Here is a 402-nt window from a genome sequence, read left to right as displayed (position 1 = left end):
AGCACAAATTATTGCAGCAAGAGCTGCAGGCCAAACATCAGCAATTACAGGAGACCCAGCAGACGCTGGATGAAACTCGCCGTCAGTCTGAACAGGAAAAAGCCGAGAAGCAGCAACAACAGGCACACCTGACCAAGTTGCAACAAGAACTCAGCGAAATGGAACAACGTGCCGCCGAGCAGCAGCAGCAGGTGGAGTCGGTAGAGCAGGAGTGGCTGAATAAACAAGCCGCTTTGCAACAGGAGCTGGCGGACAAGCAGCAGAAGCTGCAGCAGACCGAGCAGATCCTGCAGGACGCCAAACAGCAAACCGAAGCTGAAAAAGCCGAGAAAGCCCGCCAGCAGGAAATCTACGACAAATTGAAGGCCGAGTTGGCAGACGTGGAACAGCGTGCCGTAGAAC

The 402-nt window shown here is 54.2% G+C and carries 1 pseudogene; it reads left to right on the top strand.

The annotated features are described in order from the left end of the window. Window positions 1–11 precede the first annotated feature (11 nt). Window positions 12–402: pseudogene (locus tag J0A66_RS21890) on the top strand (hypothetical protein); the annotation flags it as partial.

It is taken from the genome of Bowmanella dokdonensis (assembly GCF_017254865.1).
GTDB classification, from domain to species: domain Bacteria; phylum Pseudomonadota; class Gammaproteobacteria; order Enterobacterales; family Alteromonadaceae; genus Bowmanella; species Bowmanella dokdonensis.
This window is presented reverse-complemented; position numbering and strand designations above follow the sequence as displayed.